This is a genomic window from Brasilonema sp. UFV-L1 (assembly GCF_012912105.1).
Classification (GTDB): domain Bacteria; phylum Cyanobacteriota; class Cyanobacteriia; order Cyanobacteriales; family Nostocaceae; genus Brasilonema.
On sequence record NZ_QMEA01000014.1, the window covers coordinates 1 to 17,078 of the forward strand.

At 41.9% G+C, this 17,078-nt stretch carries 21 protein-coding genes and 1 pseudogene; 8 read left to right on the forward strand and 14 right to left on the reverse strand.

Features of this window, described 5'->3' with window-relative positions; all coding sequences use genetic code 11:
- From DP117_RS06690 to DP117_RS06720, 8 genes are all read right to left on the reverse strand, one after another.
- Nucleotides 1-1,044: AAA-like domain-containing protein (locus DP117_RS06690; RefSeq protein ID WP_211175955.1), on the reverse strand; the 1,044-nt coding region annotated here is incomplete at its 3' end.
- A 324-nt stretch (nucleotides 1,045-1,368) separates the two neighbouring features.
- Entirely contained in the window at nucleotides 1,369-1,701 is a 333-nt protein-coding gene (locus tag DP117_RS06695; RefSeq protein WP_169217549.1) for a hypothetical protein, read from the reverse strand.
- Between the two features lie 112 nt (nucleotides 1,702-1,813).
- Nucleotides 1,814-2,500 (reverse strand): hypothetical protein, encoded by a 687-nt coding sequence (locus DP117_RS36010; protein WP_248277556.1) that lies wholly within the window; start codon nucleotides 2,498-2,500, stop codon nucleotides 1,814-1,816.
- The gene (locus DP117_RS36015) at nucleotides 2,451-3,191 is read right to left on the reverse strand and encodes a transposase (RefSeq protein WP_348982991.1); all 741 of its coding nucleotides are present in this window, start codon (nucleotides 3,189-3,191) and stop codon (nucleotides 2,451-2,453) included. Before DP117_RS36015 ends, DP117_RS36010 begins: the two co-directional genes overlap by 50 nt.
- A gap of 235 nt (nucleotides 3,192-3,426) precedes the next feature.
- On the reverse strand, nucleotides 3,427-3,858 hold the full coding sequence (locus tag DP117_RS06705; RefSeq protein ID WP_248277557.1) for a nucleotidyltransferase domain-containing protein: 432 nt from the start codon (nucleotides 3,856-3,858) through the stop codon (nucleotides 3,427-3,429).
- The gene (locus DP117_RS06710; protein ID WP_169217550.1) at nucleotides 3,858-4,265 is read right to left on the reverse strand and encodes a transcriptional regulator; all 408 of its coding nucleotides are present in this window, start codon (nucleotides 4,263-4,265) and stop codon (nucleotides 3,858-3,860) included. Before DP117_RS06710 ends, DP117_RS06705 begins: the two co-directional genes overlap by 1 nt.
- Nucleotides 4,266-4,325: 60 nt before the next feature.
- Complete coding sequence (locus DP117_RS06715) at nucleotides 4,326-5,705, reverse strand: cytochrome P450 (RefSeq protein WP_169217551.1); 1,380 nt, start codon at nucleotides 5,703-5,705, stop codon at nucleotides 4,326-4,328.
- A gap of 30 nt (nucleotides 5,706-5,735) precedes the next feature.
- Nucleotides 5,736-6,380, reverse strand: coding sequence for a transaldolase family protein (locus DP117_RS06720; RefSeq protein ID WP_169217552.1), 645 nt, complete (start codon nucleotides 6,378-6,380; stop codon nucleotides 5,736-5,738).
- Nucleotides 6,381-6,544: 164 nt separating this feature from the next.
- Between DP117_RS06720 and DP117_RS36020 the strand changes: the two genes are divergently transcribed.
- Nucleotides 6,545-6,685 carry a hypothetical protein gene (locus DP117_RS36020; RefSeq protein WP_248277558.1) on the forward strand — a complete coding sequence of 47 codons (141 nt, stop codon included), beginning with the start codon at nucleotides 6,545-6,547 and terminating at the stop codon, nucleotides 6,683-6,685.
- 52 nt (nucleotides 6,686-6,737) lie between these two features.
- Here DP117_RS36020 and DP117_RS36025 read toward each other — a convergent pair whose 3' ends face one another.
- The gene (locus tag DP117_RS36025) at nucleotides 6,738-6,878 is read right to left on the reverse strand and encodes a hypothetical protein (protein WP_248277559.1); all 141 of its coding nucleotides are present in this window, start codon (nucleotides 6,876-6,878) and stop codon (nucleotides 6,738-6,740) included.
- Here DP117_RS36025 and DP117_RS06730 point away from each other — a divergent pair.
- Entirely contained in the window at nucleotides 6,877-7,137 is a 261-nt protein-coding gene (locus DP117_RS06730) for a DUF5615 family PIN-like protein (protein WP_248277560.1), read from the forward strand. The two genes, DP117_RS36025 and DP117_RS06730, sit on opposite strands and share 2 nt — an antisense overlap.
- A 73-nt stretch (nucleotides 7,138-7,210) precedes the next feature.
- On the opposite strand, the pseudogene DP117_RS06735 reads toward DP117_RS06730, so the two are convergent.
- Nucleotides 7,211-7,306, reverse strand: a pseudogene (locus tag DP117_RS06735) (peptidoglycan-binding domain-containing protein); the annotation flags it as partial.
- Between the two features lie 86 nt (nucleotides 7,307-7,392).
- Between DP117_RS06735 and DP117_RS06740 the strand changes: the two are divergent.
- Nucleotides 7,393-8,022: a ParA family protein gene (locus DP117_RS06740; protein WP_169217603.1), complete on the forward strand. Its 630-nt coding sequence runs from the start codon at nucleotides 7,393-7,395 to the stop codon at nucleotides 8,020-8,022.
- A 1-nt stretch (nucleotide 8,023) separates the two neighbouring features.
- A complete protein-coding gene (locus tag DP117_RS06745) occupies nucleotides 8,024-8,734 on the forward strand; it encodes a hypothetical protein (RefSeq protein ID WP_169217553.1) in 711 nt (236 codons plus the stop codon).
- Between the two features lie 106 nt (nucleotides 8,735-8,840).
- Here DP117_RS06745 and DP117_RS06750 read toward each other — a convergent pair whose 3' ends face one another.
- The 4 genes from DP117_RS06750 to DP117_RS06765 all read right to left on the reverse strand — a co-directional run bounded on the left by DP117_RS06750 (nucleotide 8,841) and on the right by DP117_RS06765 (nucleotide 11,533).
- Complete coding sequence (locus DP117_RS06750; protein ID WP_169217554.1) at nucleotides 8,841-9,200, reverse strand: XisI protein; 360 nt, start codon at nucleotides 9,198-9,200, stop codon at nucleotides 8,841-8,843.
- Complete coding sequence (locus DP117_RS06755; protein WP_169217555.1) at nucleotides 9,170-9,604, reverse strand: element excision factor XisH family protein; 435 nt, start codon at nucleotides 9,602-9,604, stop codon at nucleotides 9,170-9,172. Before DP117_RS06755 ends, DP117_RS06750 begins: the two co-directional genes overlap by 31 nt.
- Nucleotides 9,605-9,684: 80 nt before the next feature.
- Nucleotides 9,685-10,578: an alpha/beta hydrolase gene (locus DP117_RS06760; protein WP_169217556.1), complete on the reverse strand. Its 894-nt coding sequence runs from the start codon at nucleotides 10,576-10,578 to the stop codon at nucleotides 9,685-9,687.
- A gap of 76 nt (nucleotides 10,579-10,654) precedes the next feature.
- On the reverse strand, nucleotides 10,655-11,533 hold the full coding sequence (locus tag DP117_RS06765) for a D-alanyl-D-alanine carboxypeptidase family protein (RefSeq protein WP_169217557.1): 879 nt from the start codon (nucleotides 11,531-11,533) through the stop codon (nucleotides 10,655-10,657).
- 268 nt (nucleotides 11,534-11,801) lie between these two features.
- Between DP117_RS06765 and mnmG the strand changes: the two genes are divergently transcribed.
- The 4 genes from mnmG to DP117_RS06785 all read left to right on the forward strand — a co-directional run bounded on the left by mnmG (nucleotide 11,802) and on the right by DP117_RS06785 (nucleotide 16,884).
- The gene (gene mnmG / locus DP117_RS06770) at nucleotides 11,802-13,718 is read left to right on the forward strand and encodes a tRNA uridine-5-carboxymethylaminomethyl(34) synthesis enzyme MnmG (protein WP_169217558.1); all 1,917 of its coding nucleotides are present in this window, start codon (nucleotides 11,802-11,804) and stop codon (nucleotides 13,716-13,718) included.
- Nucleotides 13,719-14,136: 418 nt separating this feature from the next.
- On the forward strand, nucleotides 14,137-15,291 hold the full coding sequence (locus DP117_RS06775) for a hypothetical protein (RefSeq protein ID WP_169217559.1): 1,155 nt from the start codon (nucleotides 14,137-14,139) through the stop codon (nucleotides 15,289-15,291).
- Nucleotides 15,292-15,493: 202 nt separating this feature from the next.
- A complete protein-coding gene (locus DP117_RS06780) occupies nucleotides 15,494-16,198 on the forward strand; it encodes a Uma2 family endonuclease (protein ID WP_169217560.1) in 705 nt (234 codons plus the stop codon).
- A gap of 107 nt (nucleotides 16,199-16,305) precedes the next feature.
- Nucleotides 16,306-16,884, forward strand: coding sequence for a TIGR04376 family protein (locus DP117_RS06785; RefSeq protein ID WP_169217561.1), 579 nt, complete (start codon nucleotides 16,306-16,308; stop codon nucleotides 16,882-16,884).
- Nucleotides 16,885-17,078 lie beyond the last annotated feature (194 nt).

The following is a 17,078-nucleotide window of genomic DNA, read 5'->3' on the forward strand; positions in this document are numbered from 1 at the left end:
GGTTGGTACCCCCCCTTGCCCCCCCTTGCTAAGGGGGGGTTGGGGGGGTTGCAAAATTTGCTGATAGATTCCCAGCATTCTTGCTGCTAGTTGCTCGTTGCGTTCGATGCGATCTGCGCGCAGCGCAGCAGCGAAGCTATCGCGAATCGTTCTTAAATGCTCTGGCTCATCTTGGGATTCCCAACGGTTAATTATATACTTTTTAACAATATTTTCTACCAAAACCTTTTCGACAAGGGGAAGATTTCTCTTCTCTTCATCAGTTTTAGCTTGACTGGATTGCACAATTAATTGACATACTTTTTGCGTCAGAAAAGGCTGTCCTCCCGTCCAATTCAATATCTCTTTGATAACCCTTTCTGGTTGTTGGACTATTTTTTCTAATCCCTTGATTAAAGAACCCGCCTCTGCAAACTTCAAACCTTCTAATTCAATAGCTTTACCGATATTAAAAGGAGTCCTCGTTTTATCTTGAATTAAATCACTGGGAGTGGCTACACCAAAAATAGCAAATGACAGACGCTGATATTCAGGGTTTATAGCTCTTTGGTTATAGCAAAATCGAATCAAAGCAAAAAAATCATCAACTGAAAAATCTAAACCGAGAATACTATCAACTTCATCAACAAAAATGACCAGTCTTTCTTTGGCAAATTGAACAAAGAGTAATTCCTCTAGAAAAGCCTTCAGTCTTGTGAGTAAAGAAAAATCTTCTTGCTCGCGCCACCAAGCTTTTAGCTTGAGACTTTCTACAAGTTGAAAACCCAACCATAAATCGCCAACTATCCCCTTATACCACTGCTGTACGGTGATATTTTCACTACCAATAACGCTCAAATCGACAGCAGCACATTTAAACCCTTCTTGTTGGAGACGGTGCTTAGTTCTCACTAAAAGTGAAGATTTCCCCATTTGGCGGGAGTTGAAAATGTAACAAAAATCACCCTGTTTCAGAGCTTGATAAAGTTGTAAATCTGCTTGTCTTTCTACATAGGTAGGTGTATCAACGTTGAGACTCCCACCTACTTGGTATCTATAGGTCATTCTGGACTTAACTGGTGTTTAGATGAAAATATGAAAAAATCACCTAGTAGTGCTAAGTTAAGAAGGTTTAAATTTGAAAAATCAAAGATTTGATAAAAGTTAATACGCTTGCTGATCAGATAATTTGCAAGAATGATAACCGTTATAGAGAGGTTGCATGCAACCTCTCTACACGTATGAAATCTCCAAAAACAATCCTTAACTGAACTGTATTGTGATAAAAGTATTTTATAACACTTGAGTGGAGTAAAATAATATTTTTTACTTGATTGTATAGCAGAATTTCATCAACTATTTGATACCCTAACTAGATTTCCAGATAATCTACTGAAGTATTGCTTCTACTTGCGGCAAAGTTTCAGCAAACATTTCCTCTGCAAGTTGCTGTTTCTTTGCCAAATCAGCTAAATCCGTTACACAAAAAAGGGGTTCTACACGCGCTACAATCTCAGGTGGGAAATCTCGGTTAAAATACTTCATACTAAAATCATATCGGTAAGGTCGATATATCATTCCCAGAAGTTCAACTAAATGTCGCAGCGTATAGGATTGATAGTTGACAATAGCTTGCGCCAAATGTCCACGATTGATTTCTTTTTTGACGAATATTTGCAAAAAATCAAACATCGTTTTTAACTGCTCAAACCTTGCTTTCATTTTTGAAAAATGCTCTTGGCGATTCAACTGGAGTTTAGACTAAGCCATGTAAAATGACCCAGCAGGGCTGAGTTAAGAAAAGACGTAGTGAAATTATCGATAATCTTGAGTATTAAACAGCAACTGATGGTTCTTTAGGTGGTGGCGTTACTGTTTTTTTGACAATTGGGCATCGGTTTTTACGGTGACGCTTTTTTCCTGGTTCCCAACCAGGAGACTTTCCGCGAAGTTTGGGAGCACAGGTAGGAGTACCAATCGCCGCGAAAACTCCACCCATAGCTTGAGCAACTCTTCCAGGGGTCAATTTGTCAACAGACTTCTGCCAAGGTAGAGGATTGTCATGTACTATCGCACGAGCTAACCACAATTCCCAAGTCATTAGAGGCATCAAGTCACTCCACCGCTCACATTGCTTGGGAGTACTTAACTTGGGTACAGTCCAATGTAAACGTTGCTTTAAAAAGCGATACCAATGATCAATTGTAAAGCGACGCAAGTAAAGACACCAAACTTCCTCTAGCGATGGTATTTCTTCTCCTACCCAAGCTAACCACAAAGGTTTGGATACTTTCGTGTTGCTTTGCTCGCCCTGACGTTCAACCCTCATGAGTAACATTGGGCGTGTAGCAGCTTTACGAAAGTGTAAGTTTTTCCACAAGCTAACACGCACAAGTCCTAATTTTGAGTCATTTACTTCCAATACAGATGTTGCTTGACTCCATGTTGTTGGTTCATTAAGTTTAAATTTATCACCATGCTTTTTGGGTCGCCCCTTCCCAGAATAAGCGTGACTGTTCACCCCATAAACATAAATTTGAACGCAACCGAACTAGAATATCTGCTGGAATATTGGCAGTTTTTAACACAAAAGGCGCACAACCATATTCACTATCCCAAACTGAAATCGGTCTAACAGGTAGATATTTACACACCTGTTTTAGTTGCCAAATTGCTTTTGAGATTGGACTTTCCCTACTTGTAATCCGTTCATGTCTTAATGGTAATGCCCAACTTCCTGAAGTTTCTGGTATCCAGGCAATTGTGCTATATCCCTGACCAATAGTAATTGGTTTATTTCCTGCTATGGATGTGCCACTATGTTCATAAGTTCTTTCCTGTAGTTTAACTGCATCTGGGCGTGACCAGTTAGTATGGTCGCCTGCCAATAGAGGTCGCTCCCCCGTTGCTATCTGTTTGATATATAACTGCATCAATTTCTGTCGCTGCGGTCTACTATCTTGCAGGGCTTCATAAATACTTGACCACTTGCGTCTAAATACTGGTGATAAAGATAAGTCTGCCAAGGAATAAACATTGCGGGTCAGCAATATGGCATCTGTTAATTCAAAAGTCGCGTCTTTGGCTCTACCTAAATATCTGTAAGCTACTTGACGAAACTCTTCAAGTCTGGCACGTTTCATATTGGCAGGTGAGTAAGTAATGGTAATTCTTTTCTCAGCTTCTGCCAAAAGGGGGCTGTGTTCAATCACACTCCCTTTTTTTGGTCATTCCTCATTTAGTTTCCAGTCCAGTGATAATGATAATAGAATAATGGGGGTGGGAGAGAAACGAGCAACGCTCGTTTCTCTCCCACCTTTTTCATGATTCTCATTATTGTAATATTATCTTCACACATATCCACTACATAATTATCAAAAGTCGCAGATGCTTTGAGGCTGACTTGAGAATATTTTTAATCTGTAATTCTATTTGATTTGCCTTCTCTCATATCGCTTTTAGTCTAAACTCCAGATTCAAATGTGTTGGAACAATAAGATTAGCCTTATCGAAAGCAATGACTGCTTGTCCGTGTCGTTCCACATCTAAAAAATCGTTACGACTACTACGCTTCATAACAGCAAAGTCAATCGCCAAAAAAGGACTCACTCCCACAAGTTGATAGAAGCATTGTGAGTGACCATGCCATGTAGGTTCAGGAACTCTATACTTAAAGTTAATTTCAGAAATTGTTTGCAATGCTGCTTCAACAATATCAAAAGTTTGTTGAACGTAATCATCTTCAACAATCACTTCAATATCGATGTCAGACCATTCATCTGTATACCCGTGTGCTGCAGAACCACCTTGCCAGAAAGCTAAAACAAAATCTTTTGGTTGTAATGCAGCGATAATGGTTTTTAAAAATTTTTCTCTCATTATGCCTCAAAAAAAGCAGCTGGTGAAATGTGAAAAAACTCTGCCAGTTGACGAATGTGGTTCACGGTCAAATTGCGTTGACCACTTAAAACTTCAGATACTATAGATTCAGTTTTAAAGATAGGAATTAAATCTTTTTGCCGCAAACCTAGTTCAGCTATCAAGGCTTTGAGCAGTTCTATGCCATGAATATCAGGTATAGGTTTATGTTTTTCTTCGTACTCGTAAACGAGAGTACCTAAGACATTGAGATAGTCTTGTTCATCTGGTGTTAATTCACCTTTATCGATAAGTAAATCTATGACTTTCTGCGTAGCCGTCAATTCTTCTTCTGAAGTAATTGGACGAGGAGGAAAAGTTTTGAGTAACTCTATATAAGCGTTAGTGCTAGGTGTAGCAAAGGTCATTTTTAGCAAATTGCGAAGATTGGTGCGAAAATATTGGTGGGCATCGCCCACCCTGATTACCTAAACAAGGACTGGAGTATTGACACGTTTTTCCAAAGGCATTGCAACCATCTGCATTCCTGCGGGTGTTGCTACAGTCAAACCACGACGCACAGGACGGACGGGACGCCTATTAACCAGAGAGACTTGAAAGCGCGATAAAATTGTCGCCAATACGAGTTTCATTTCATACTGGGCAAATGCCAACCCAATACAACGACGATTTCCGCCACCAAAGGGCAAATACTCATAAGGAGAAAATTGTCTTTCCAAAAAACGTTCTGGTTTAAACTGCTTTGATTGTGGATAAGTTTCTTCTCTGTGGTGCGCTAAGTAGATATTGGGGATAATGATTGTTCCTTCTGGGAGTGTGTAACCTTGAATTTCGATTGGTAATCGCACAACCCGAGGAAAAGCATTCATCGCAATCGGATATATCCGCAGAGTTTCTTGGCACAACGCATTTAAGTAAGGTAATTTGGCAACAGTACTTGGATCTGGGTTGTCACCAAGCGTGTCCAGTTCCCTCAGCAACTTGTCGCGTACCTCTGGTAAATAGTCAATCCAGTAAAACGCCCAAGTCAATGCTGAAGCAGTCGTTTCATGTCCCGCTACCATCAGAGTCATCAATTCATCGCGTAACTCTTCATCAGTCATCGGTTGACCATCTTCATCACGTGCAGACATCATCAAACTGAGGATATCTTGCCGATTTTGAGGAGATTGGACGCGACGTTCCCGAATAAGCGCATAAATCATTTCATCAATTTGTTGTCGCAGGCGTAGCACTCGCCCCCAAGGACTCCACGCACCAAAATCTTTTTGTAGAAACCGGAAAAATAAGCCAGCAGACAACAGGGGAGAACCGATAGAGTCCAGCAGTGAACTCAACAATTGTCGAATTTTTTCCAAATGAGGCCCTTCATCTAAACCAAACACCACACGCAAAATGACACGCAAGGTAATTTCTTGCATCGACGCACGGATATTAAACGGCTTACCCTTCTTCCAGCCGTTACTCACTTGCTGCGTGATTTCGCGGATAATCTCACCGTAAGTCCGCATCCGATCGCCATGAAAAGGAGGGGTTAAGAGTTGACGTTGGCGTTGGTGGCGATCAGAGTCCAGTAGAATCAAAGAGTTAGAACCTAGCAAAAATTGTAAACCTCGGTTTCCACTTCCAGCATATAAGTGACTGGAATCCGCATTAAAAATTTGTTGCAGTGCTTGAGGATGACTGAAGTAGATAATAGGAGAATCGTTACGACTCCAAATAGTGAAGTTATCACCGTAAACTTTGGCAAAATCTTCCACATATTCCAACGGCTGAAAAATAAATTTCATCCGCCGCAGGAAACTCGACATTTTCGGTCCATCAGGCAGATTGTTAGTTGCTCTCATAAATACTTGTAGCAGATGTGCTGATCGATTCTATTGTGACTCTTTTAAACCAATGCCGTTTTTGGCAAACTCTTCTACTGTTTTGTCTGAAAATTCATGAGTCGTCATAGCCTGTAACATTGACAAAGGTAAAGTCAGATGATGAGCACCAGCTTGTAGTGATGCTGCGGCTTCTTGTGGTGACTTAATACTAGCTGCTAAGATTTCAGTATTGCTGCCAGTTAGTACACTAGCCATATCTCGTACCAAGGCAATTCCATCGCCTAACAAACGGGTAGCACGATTGACATAGGCGATCGCCATCTTAGCACCCGCCTCCCGTGCCACTGCAGCCTGTGCTGCACTGTAAATTGCTGTCACCGAACAAGTTATCTCTGGCGAGAGACTCGCCACGGCTGCAAACCCAACTGGTGTGGCTGGAATTTTCAAAATCGTTTGTTTGCCAATAATCTCAAAAGCTTTTCTTCCTTCCGCCAGCATTCCTTCAAAATCAGATGACATGAGCTGATAAAATACAGGTCCTGAAGTCAACTGCGTCAATTTTTTCAGTGTAGTTTCCGGTGGATAATCGCTTTTTGCTAAAAGCGTTGGATTCGTCGTGATACCTTTTACCCAGCCCATTTGACTGGCAATTTCAGCTTCAGATACAATTGCTGAATCCAGATAGATTGCCATAATTGTCTCGCTTTTTGAGGTGTCTCAACAACACAGGTATGATCTCACATTCTGCACCTTGAATGGTAACAGTTTTCCTAAAGGCAATTAGGGTTGCGGCATAACAACAACCCTGAAGCAGACAGACGTTTGCTACAATCAGAGTAGAAATTTTAGTATCGCTTATGGCACTGTCAATTAAGCCTGAGCCTGCGCCATTAAAAACTAACGTTGATGGTGTCGTTCGGGTGGGCAAAACTCGCGTAACACTGGATACGGTCGTTGCTGTTTTCAAACAAGGAGCAACAGCAGAAGAAATTGTTTAGCGTTATCCATCGCTGAAGCTGGCTGATGTATACGCCACAATTGCCTTTTACCTTAATCATCAGCAAGAAGTTGAGATATACCTAAAGCAGCGACAGCAGCAAACGCAAGAAGTTCGCAGGATGAACCAGCAAAGGTTTGACCCGCAAGGGTTACGTGACAGATTGCTTGCTCGTAAGGCTGAGCAGGAAGCATGCTGAAGCTGCTTGCCGACGAAAACTTCGACAATACTATCGTGAGAGGCTTAGTGCGACGTAACCTGAATATTGATATTGTGCGAGTCCAAGATGTTGGTTTATCGGGTGAGGATGAGCCAATTATACTGGCATGGGCAGCTCAAGAAAACCGAGTGTTGCTCACCCATGATGTCGCTACGATTACACGCTATGCTTATGAACGAGTTACACAGGGACTGCCAATGCCAGGAGGATATTTTCATCATCGTGGAATGTAGTCTGGACGGAAAATTGGAAGGACAGGTTCAGTATCTTCCTCTATGATTTGAATGCGTGAATTGTTCACCTTTCTCACCGTCTCAGAAGAATCTCCCAAGTTCCTTCACCAGCCACACCATCAGCATCCAAACCATAGCGCTTTTGTAAAGTTATGACTGTAGCTTCGGTTTCGGTAAAAGTATTCTTCCTATTCGCCGATTCCCGATTTCCCTTTCAGGAGTTATATTCTTTTGAAAGAGTGTCGCAAGCAAACAGTGCCGAAAATCATCGCTATCCTCAATGGTAAGGGAGGCGTTGGTAAAACAACGACCGCAGTCAACCTGGCTGCAACCTTTGCACAAGAAAAAAAAGTTCTTTTAATCGATGCAGATATTCAAGGTTCTGCCAGTTGGTGGTTTGGGCGGAGTGAAAATAGCATGGGATTTGATTTATCACAATCAACTGACCCCAAACTTTTAAGTTATTTACGAGGAATAACAGGTTACGATTTAGTAGTAGTAGATACGCCTCCGGCGCTGCGCTCTGAAGCATTGGCGGCAGTTGTTGCTGTAGCAGATTATCTAGTTTTGCCTACACCATGCGCACCAATGGATTTGACTGTCCTTATTGAGACAGTTCAACAAGTCGTCATTCCCGTTGGGAAGCCCCATCGGATACTGCTGACTAAAGTGGATTCGCGGAGTTTAGGGGAAGCGCTAGAAGCTCAAAACACTCTTATGCAGATGAAAATTCCTGCTTGTAAAACTTTTATCCGTGCCTACAAAGCACATGAACGAGCTGCGCTTGAGGGTGTGCCAATTACTCAATGGCGAGGAAAGAATGCACAGGAGGCGCAGTCAGACTATCGTCAAGTAGCTGAAGAACTAAAGCGTGATTGGAGATAATATGGCTAAGAAACGTCTTTCTGACTTATTACACGAAGAAGTGCAAAGATTTTCACCATCAGAAGATGAAACGACTATCGATGTTGTTGCTATTTCTGACGAGAATTCCTCTACGTCCTCCGATAATGATAAAGAGAAAGAAGAGGAAGAATCAACACAAGCAGATGAGTCAACCAATTATGAGCATACACATTCAACACAAGCGGAGTTAGAAGCAACTGTAAAAGAGTTGAAAGACACTGTAGAAAAAGCACAGCAAAAAGAAGCTTCTCTTGCTCATGAATTGAAAGAAGCTTTAGAAAAAGCACAGCAAAAAGAAGCTTCTCTTGCTCATGAGTTGAAAGAAGCTTTAGAAAAAGCACAGCAAAAAGAAGCTTCTCTTGCTCATGAATTGAAAGAAGCTTTAGAAAAAGCACAGCAAAAAGAAGCTTCTCTTCAACAAGAAATTGCTGATTTGCAATCATCCTTATCTGAGAAAGAAAAACTAGCAGCAAGACTCAAAACAGAGCTAGAGGATGCAAAACAGGCAGCTATACAACTAGCAGAAGCTAATTCACAACTGACAGAAACAATTAACGCATTACAACAGCCAAAAGAAAAAACTCAGTTAGTCAAAACCTATAAAAAATCCTACCGTTTACCAGAAAAACAGCCTGTAAAGAAGCCTGACGAATCTGGTGATAATTCTTCTGCGATGTGGTTGCTTGACTAGAGTCAGTCAATTAGTACCAATCAAAATCTATGGCATTGCTTCACTTATTTGTGAGTTCCGCAGTGCCATTTTCCGTACGAACTGTGTACAAATGAAAATCCCGCACTTATGTAACTGCAAATCCTGAATCTCGCCTCAGTTCCTGAGAACGGAAACCTAACACAATCTGTTCTTTAGGTATACCTGCCCTGACTAGTTCTGTTGCTACACCCTCTTCAGTACCATCCCGCTGAATCCAGATTTTGCCATCAATAATATCAATATGAATCAGACAACCATGAACCCGGCGCGTGACAGTTGGAGAAAAATCATAGGCTGGTTCTCTTCCCAAAATCATCAACAGGTATCGATCCTGTTCACTGTCAAAGACTGTCTCAAATTGAATGTCACCGTAGCTGAAGGGAATTTTTGTGTGTTCGATTAAAATATGCCGAATCAACTGCCTGTATTGCTCCAAGGTATCCATTTGAGAATAACCTCCTGTTCTGGTTTGAACACAACAATGTCTACTTTATAGTCTTCTACCAAAAGTTTAGCAATGGGTTCGTCAAACAGATCCGCATACACTTCATCATGAACGGCAAGATGCAGAGAGCGATTTGGATCAGTTCTAGTCATCACAGAACGATATACAAGATATTGTCCCAGCGTTTGTTCGAGATCGCTCATATCCGATACACTGCGAAACGTTTTAATTTCAACCGCTATATACCGCCCTTGTTTCTGGGCGGCGATCAGTTTCTCTGCTCCCAAGTCAACGTACATATCCCGTTTGCCCCACTTCAGATGCAACGGATCATCGGTAATTGTCCAACCATCTTTGATAAGGGCATTTTTGACACTCTGGTGATAACGGTCTCTGACAGGCATTAGACGTGGAACTCGCTTTGTCAACGGTATAGAGTATTCATTTTATGTTACAGGGAGTCTACGCGTTAGACCAATTGCTGCTAGTCGTTATCTCGAAATTCTAAAATATGCTGAGCAGTTATTTGCGGTTCTTCCAGATGAGGGATATGACCACAATCTTTAATCCAAATGAGTTTACTATTTGGAATTGCTAACTGAAACCTCTTGGCATCTCTAATTCCTAAAATCTTGTCAGAATCACCCCACAAAATAAGTGTTGGTTGTACAATTTCTGCTAGTTTCTTAAATCTAAAAGGACTGTAACCACCACTTTTGGTAAAAGCAATCAAAGCTTTATGCCAGTCAGAGCATTCTAGATGCAGTGCTGCACATAATTGGGCGTCAAGTGATGCTAACTGCTTGTTTTTATAAGCAGCGCGGGAAATACTTGCCCTAACCTTTGGATTGCGCAAAAATTGAGCTGCCCAATCATCTAACGGTGGAAACATTAATTTGATGAACGGTGAACCACCTGTTAAACCAGCACTATCAATTAATACTAGCTTTTGGACGACTTCTGGGTAAGTAAGGGTGAAATCAATTGCTGCTGCACCCCCCATCGAAGCGCCTACTAAAATGATAGGTTTGTTAATTAGTATTTTCCAGAAATAGTAGAGATGATTTTTAATGTCACTAGGGCTAAACTTAACTCCGACTGGTCTATCTGTAAACCCAAAACCCAACAAATCAACTGCGAATGTCTCGTTTTGTACTGCAAGTAAAGGAATCAAGCGACGAAATTCCAATACAGAACTATCAAAACCGTGAATCAAGACTATAGGTGTACCTCCACTCCCCTGACGAACATAAGTTGTAGTGATTGGTTGTTTACTCAAGGGAGTGGTAATTGCAATCTGCTCAATGCTTTGAACAAGAGCAATTGAAGCTGGTTCTGTGAGTGTACTAACTGTAGTCGGTAAGAAACTTGGAAACATATAATTTTGTTGACCTGAAGTATGACTAAAAAAGTTCATTTGAGAAAAGCAAGATGGTTTGGGCTAATACTGAAGATTAAAGCGGTGTCACCCAATAGTTAATTCCCTCAACAATTTTATTTTGAAAACCAAATTCAGTTAATCTTTCTTTTGGCAAACCTACATAAGTCCAATGAAGTACATCATACTCTACAGTCCGGTACCAACCATTTTGATTAAGAGCTTGTATCTGCGCTTCGTTTGAAACTCTTAAATCAATAGCGAGTCCCCAAAGATGTTGTGATGCTCCTGGTGGTGCAACTGTACCAAGGATTTTTGTTTCCTTACCTTGACGCACTTTTTCCAAAGTATTATTGTTTGCATATTTTTGCCAGAATCTCAAATTAGTGGCAAAACTGCGAGTACAGTCACTAGCACCATAACCTGATTTTAGAGGGATTTGTACTTGCGCTCGTGCCTGATTGAAGGCATCTGCTGCTGACTTTTGTAACTCACAATTACTTGTATTATTCACTTTACCCATTGTCAAAGTCAATTGAAATTGTTTTGTTTCCTGGTCATTTGTAAATAGTACTTTTGGTGGAAGTTTAATTGTAGGTATTTGATTGACAAATGCTGAACCGTATGCACGCAATAGTGTATATTCAAAACTATTCGGAACGGGAATGATTGATAATTTTTGTGTAATGGTTGCTAGAAATCGCTCTTTTTCAGTTAAACTTTGGTCGGGAGTGAATGGAGAGCTTGAAGTAGGTTCTATTGATGTTTGAGAAATATTTTTACAAAATTGAGTTGAGACTCTGTTATTTTCAGAAGAAAAAGTTGTGACACAATCTTTCGTGTTTTGAACATTTGCCATCAACTGAGAGCGATTCACTCCTTGACTTGCAACTAATGCACAAGAAAGAAAAGCAATCAGAATATAGAAAAACGTTTTCTTTAAAAAGAATCCCATACTCATAGTCATATTTATAAGTTAGAATCATCCGTCAGAATAGTTAAAGAATCAGGAAAACATTTGATGAAATGAATATAACAAGAAGAATAGAGTTTTTAAAAATTAGGACTACTGACTCAAGAATTGCTGACTTCTGAATTCTTACACAAAAATATGAAGCGAACATAGTGATTTCGCTGAGCTTTTCATCTTGAGTTTACAGCAAGGGAACCCGCGTATCGGCTAATATTGAGATTGACTATTCATGCTTGCTTAAAGTAAGACCATGCACACTTGTGTTGAATTTCAAGACGCTTATGATATCATCGTCGTCGGTGCAGGTCACTCTGGTTGTGAAGCAGCCCTTGCTACCGCACGCCTCGGCTGTCGAACCCTGCTGCTGACACTCAATTTGGATAAAATTGCTTGGCAACCCTGTAACCCAGCAGTCGGTGGTCCAGCAAAATCCCAGTTGACTCATGAAGTGGATGCACTCGGCGGGGAAATTGGCAAAATGGCGGATCGCACTTATTTACAAAAGCGCATTCTCAACTCTTCGCGAGGACCAGCAGTTTGGGCGTTGCGTGCTCAAACAGATAAAAGAGAATACGCAGCCGTCATGAAAGCGATTGTCGAGAACCAAGACAACTTAACCATCCGCGAGGGAATGGTTACAGATTTGGTATTGGGTGCAAACGATGAAGTCATCGGCGTTCAAACATATTTTGGTGTGGCGTTTGAGTGCAAAGCAGTCATCTTAACGACGGGGACATTCTTGGGAGGACGGATTTGGGTTGGTAACAAGTCAATGGAGGCGGGACGTGCTGGAGAATTCGCCGCTGTCGGTTTGACGGAAACTCTCAATCGCTTAGGATTTGAAACAGGACGACTCAAAACAGGAACCCCCGCACGGGTAGATAAGCGGTCTGTAGATTATAGTAAGATGGCACCTCAACCAGGGGATGAAGATGTCCGTTGGTTTAGCTTTGACCCAGAAGTCTGGGTAGAACGGGAACAACTTCTTTGTTATATCACCCGCACCACACCGGAAACTCATCGCCTCATTCGGGAAAATCTGCAACTATCGCCAGTTTATGGTGGGTGGGTTGATGCTAAAGGACCACGTTATTGTCCCAGTATAGAAGATAAGATAGTGCGCTTTGCCGATAAGGAAAGCCACCAAATTTTCATTGAACCAGAAGGAAGAGATATTCCTGAACTCTACATTCAAGGGTTTTCGACAGGGTTACCTGAAAATTTGCAATTACAAATGTTACGGAGTCTACCTGGGTTGGAAAAGTGTGTTATGCTCCGCCCAGCTTATGCAGTTGAGTATGATTATTTGCCAGCAACTCAGTGTTATCCCACACTGATGACAAAAAAGATAGAAGGGCTGTTTTGTGCTGGACAAATTAACGGAACAACAGGATACGAAGAAGCCGCAGCTCAAGGTCTTGTTGCTGGAATTAATGCTGCTCGCTTTGTTCGCGCTCAGGAAATGATTGTGTTTGCCCGTGAACAAAGTTACATCGGTACATTGGTTGACGACCTCTGTACAAAAGACTTACGGGAACCTTACCGTATGCTCACAAGCAGATCTGAATATAGGTTAATTCTTCGTTCGGATAATTCCGACCAGCGTTTGACACCACTAGGACGAGAAATCGGCTTAATTGATGACCGACGTTGGGAACTTTTTACTCGCAAGCAAGAAAAGATTGCAGCCGAAAAAGAACGATTGTACGGGACAAGAGTTAAAGAACATGATGAAATTGGACAGGCGATCGCCCTTGGTACTCAACAAGCCATCAAAGGTTCAATCACCCTAGCTGACTTGTTGCGACGTCCGGGATTTCATTATGTAGATCTCTACAAATACGGACTAGGAAACCCCAACCTTGCGCGTGCGGAAAAAGAAGGCGCAGAAATTGACATCAAGTATTCTGGTTATTTACAAAGACAGCAAAATCAAATTGACCAAATTGCCCGTCAAGCACAACGTCAGTTACCCGTAAACTTAAACTATGAAGCGATTGATACTCTTTCTAAAGAAGCACGGGAAAAACTGAGCAAAGTCAAACCATTGACTATTGGTCAAGCTGCTCGCATTGGCGGAGTCAATCCAGCTGATATTAACGCCTTATTGATTTATCTAGAATTACGTAGAAACAAGAAACAGAGTGAATTTTCAATATTGACTTGAAAACAATTCAACAAGAACGAGTATAGTGATATGTGAAATCTGGACAGACCAGTACCGCTTGACGTTCGTCAAAAGCATGCCCTTGAGCTAAAGCGCGATCGCGTGTCCTCTGGACTAACGTCGTTCTTGCGTGATAGCAAAATGCCCGCAATAAGGTTGCGGTCCAAAGACTTATGATATAAGCTTTTTGCTGATTTTTAATCGTCGTTTTATTTTCACCGTCATGTACTAGTATGATAGGTGACGTTAAATTAAGAACTGGTACTATCAACAGTTTCAAAATTGCAGTATGATTTAACACCAATCATCAATCCACTTGTTGATTTAGCACAAGAGATTGGAAATAGGATTTAAAGTTTGTATTCGCGGGCAGGGGGAACAAAACTTATTTTTCTAGGAGTCAGCACTTAAAAAAATCATGTCACAAAACGCCAATACGTATCTCATTCTTCCAGAACAATCAGAGGAATTCATCGCCAGCGAACCCTGGTCGATAGAAACTTGCGCCGATGGCTTGATGGATGAACTCTTCACTGAAATCAACCTCATTTTGGATGGTTGTGATAGCTTACCTTCCCAAGCATCACCACCTCAAAAAGACATTCGTCAAGTACAAACAGTTACAATACCGCAAATTATCGTCCCAGAGACACAGATCCAACCTAGACAAAAAGTTCCGACATCGGTTCCTAAAGCTAGAAACAACCCATTGAATCAAGTTGGAGTCCAGACTTCAGCTGCTAGTAAACCAAAAAACAAACCACGCAAAAAATCAAAGCGCACAAAAGGTTTAGTGCTTTGGATGGGAGTCAGCATTGGGTTAATGGCTGCTAGCATTCTTTGGGTGCTAAACTCTGTACTGGTCAATCGTCTCGTTTCCAAATCATTCCAGCAAAGCCTGCTACAGCCCCAAACAAAGCAGATAAAGCCTCAATCGCTGACAAAATCTCAAGTTGAGACAGATTTGGCAAACTATATGCTGGGAGCGCTAGCAGTTATTGATAAGCAAGAAGCAAGAAGCTATATTCAACGATCTGCCAAACCAGTTTACACTGCAACACCAGCTCATCAAGCAGTCCTTGCTTATATCACTCCTCAACCCACAACAGCAGGTCGTCCATCAGCTGACGATCGCAATTCTACAACCGTTACTGAGCAGCACATCAAAGTGTATCAAGCGCCCCAGCCCATGCGCTACACGTCTTCACCAGAAGTAATTGTGTCCAAAGATACCTTTCTAAATGCCTCTCAACCTGCACCCGTAGACACAAACCTTAACAGCGTTACGCCACCAAAACAAGCTACAGTCACAGCACTCACACCTGGAGAACAAGAAGTGGCTTCTACGGAAACCACTTATAAAATTAGTGCTTTTAATTACAAATTAGAAAGATTATTAGAGTTAGGAAACAAATCTGCTGCCTTATTTAAAGTGAACGGCGTCACTCAACGCGTTGAGTTGGGTGAAGTCATCGGCTCAAGCGGTTGGACTCTAGTGGAATTTGCTAACGGCAAAGCCATTATTCGTCGCAACGGTGAAGTCCGTTCAATTTATACAGGGCAGACATTTTAGTTTGACGATTTGTGATCCGCGTAACAGTGAGGCTCACTGCCGAAGCGCGTAGCGTGCGCTTTGCGCTCGTAAGGCAAGCGTTAGCGCAGGCCCCCTAAGGGGCTAGCTATCGCCATTTGAGAAAGTAACTCTCTTCAAAGAGCGATTGCCCATAGCCAAATTACCTATAATTGAGTCATCGAACGCCAGCCAGAGAACAGTTATGCTCTCAAGCAATCTCAAAAATAGCCTGCCAACCACCGACGAACTTCCTTGTAGTGACGATATACCAGTGGATAACGAAGACCAAAATTTTTTGCCCAATGTTTTACTATTTTTACTCAACTCGATTTGGGCAAATCGTATGGATTGGTTCTTCGGTGTAGATATGGCAGTTTATCATACCACCGGAGTCAATCCCAGAGTACCCGTAGTGCCAGATGCTTTTTTGAGTTTGGGAGTGGAACGGAAAAAAGGTGGCAAATCTCGCAAAAGTTATGCAGTTTGGGAAGAAAACGATGTAGTTCCAATACTCACATTGGAAATGGTATCTCATACTCCAGGAGGCGAATATGATGAGAAAATGGCGATATACAACAAACTCGGTGTGTTGTACTATGTGATTTACAATCCAGAATATTGGCGACGCGACCAACATCAACCGTTTGAGGTATATAAGTTGGTAGATGGTGATTATAAATTGCAGATAAGTGAACCGTACTGGATGTCAGAGATAGGGTTGGGTATAGGACGATGCCAAGGAGTATTTGCTGGTATCCAGCAGGAACAGTTAGCGTGGTATAGTCAGCAAGGCGATCGCTATTTGACAGCAGATGAAGTTGTTCAGCAAGAACGATTACGCGCAGAACAGTTAGCGCAGTATTTGCGTTCTCTCGGTATTGATCCTGATAATCTGTCTAGCAAGTAACTCTGTTGTTAATGCACTCAAGTAACTAAATACAGTTGAGAATCGCTATCTTTCCACTTCTAGAATGACTACAATAAAGAAGCAATCAACCTCGTGGAGTTCTAGCAGTGGGTTTATTTGACGATTTTAGCCGGTTTTTAGAAAACCGTTTGGAAGAATTCCTGCGTAATAATCCGCATTTGGAACTAGAAGCACTGTTGGAGCAACTACGCCAGCAAGAAGAAGACACGTTGAAGTTGATTGCAGATTTACAAGTTCAGGAGAAGCGATCGCAAGAGCAAATTCTTTCCACAGCTCAAGAAATCCAAAAATGGCATATCCGTGTAGAAAAGGCAAAAGCTGCGAAGAGACAAGATTTAGTTGCTGCAGCCTCTCAGCGAGAAGCCGCACTGTTACGCGAAGGAAATCAGCTTTGGGGACAAATGCAAGGAGTGAAAGAACGCATCACTCAAGCCAAAGAACTATTGCGGAAAATTCAACAACGACGACAGGAAGTGCAAGCCAAAGCAGCCGAAGCACAAACAGCACGTGCTAAAGCACAACAGGCGCAGCGCTTAGAAACCAGTGGCTGGTGGAATGCTGCAAGCAGCTATTCTAGTGGATATGACGATTTAGAAGAAAAGTTTCGCCGTTGGGAAACTGAAGATGAGTTAGAACAAATGAAGCGAAATATGGGAAAATCATAATGTTTATTGGACGAACCGCCTTAGCGTTTGCGAAGCGCCCCCTATGCCTTCGGCACGGCTTCGCCTATCGGGGCTAGCGTGTCCGTTAGCGCAGCGTGCCCGCAGGGCATAGGACATAGACGCCAAGCGCGTAGCGTGCGCCTTAGCGCATAGAACGCCAAGAAAAGAGAAAAGAAAAGAGAAAACAGAGAATT

Bases quoted from the DNA above. Each gene is read 5' to 3' on its own strand.
- DP117_RS06750 (WP_169217554.1), bottom strand. From the start codon at position 9,200: ATGGATACCTTGGAGCAATACAGGCAGTTGATTCGGCATATTTTAATC.
- DP117_RS06780 (WP_169217560.1), top strand. From the start codon at position 15,494: ATGCTCTCAAGCAATCTCAAAAATAGCCTGCCAACCACCGACGAACTT.
- DP117_RS06710 (WP_169217550.1), bottom strand. From the start codon at position 4,265: ATGACCTTTGCTACACCTAGCACTAACGCTTATATAGAGTTACTCAAA.
- DP117_RS06705 (WP_248277557.1), bottom strand. From the start codon at position 3,858: ATGAGAGAAAAATTTTTAAAAACCATTATCGCTGCATTACAACCAAAA.
- DP117_RS06760 (WP_169217556.1), bottom strand. From the start codon at position 10,578: ATGTTTCCAAGTTTCTTACCGACTACAGTTAGTACACTCACAGAACCA.
- DP117_RS06730 (WP_248277560.1), top strand. From the start codon at position 6,877: ATGCTGAAGCTGCTTGCCGACGAAAACTTCGACAATACTATCGTGAGA.
- DP117_RS06695 (WP_169217549.1), bottom strand. From the start codon at position 1,701: ATGAAAGCAAGGTTTGAGCAGTTAAAAACGATGTTTGATTTTTTGCAA.
- mnmG (WP_169217558.1), top strand. From the start codon at position 11,802: ATGCACACTTGTGTTGAATTTCAAGACGCTTATGATATCATCGTCGTC.
- DP117_RS06720 (WP_169217552.1), bottom strand. From the start codon at position 6,380: ATGGCAATCTATCTGGATTCAGCAATTGTATCTGAAGCTGAAATTGCC.
- DP117_RS36020 (WP_248277558.1), top strand. From the start codon at position 6,545: ATGGCACTGTCAATTAAGCCTGAGCCTGCGCCATTAAAAACTAACGTT.
- DP117_RS06715 (WP_169217551.1), bottom strand. From the start codon at position 5,705: ATGAGAGCAACTAACAATCTGCCTGATGGACCGAAAATGTCGAGTTTC.
- DP117_RS06745 (WP_169217553.1), top strand. From the start codon at position 8,024: ATGGCTAAGAAACGTCTTTCTGACTTATTACACGAAGAAGTGCAAAGA.
- DP117_RS06755 (WP_169217555.1), bottom strand. From the start codon at position 9,604: ATGCCTGTCAGAGACCGTTATCACCAGAGTGTCAAAAATGCCCTTATC.
- DP117_RS06775 (WP_169217559.1), top strand. From the start codon at position 14,137: ATGTCACAAAACGCCAATACGTATCTCATTCTTCCAGAACAATCAGAG.
- DP117_RS06765 (WP_169217557.1), bottom strand. From the start codon at position 11,533: ATGGGATTCTTTTTAAAGAAAACGTTTTTCTATATTCTGATTGCTTTT.
- DP117_RS36025 (WP_248277559.1), bottom strand. From the start codon at position 6,878: ATGCTTCCTGCTCAGCCTTACGAGCAAGCAATCTGTCACGTAACCCTT.